At 46.4% G+C, this 278-nt stretch carries 1 protein-coding gene; it reads left to right on the top strand.

The genetic code is table 11. The features are described from left to right. The coding region (locus SAY88_RS24995) for a DNA topoisomerase (protein ID WP_332635122.1) at positions 1–278 on the top strand (278 nt) is incomplete at both ends.

Raw genomic sequence — 278 nt, forward strand, 5'->3', positions numbered from 1 at the left:
GACGGCCGGTAAAACGCTTGATGATGAAGCAGCCCAGGCGATTCTCAAAGACGTGCAAGGCATTGGGACAAGTGCGACCCGGGCAAATGTACTGGAAATATTAAAAAAACGCGGCTATCTCGTCACTGAAAAAAATAAGCTGCACGTCAGTGAAGCCGGGATAACATTATGTAAAGCGGTTGAACTCGAACCCTTGCTAACTAGTCCAGAAATGACAGCTAAATGGGAGCAAGCATTACAGCAAATCAGTACCGAAGAACGCACCCCAGATAACTTTT

Source organism: Halalkalibacter flavus (genome assembly GCF_036663575.1).
Classification (GTDB): domain Bacteria; phylum Bacillota; class Bacilli; order Bacillales; family Bacillaceae_D; genus Halalkalibacter; species Halalkalibacter flavus.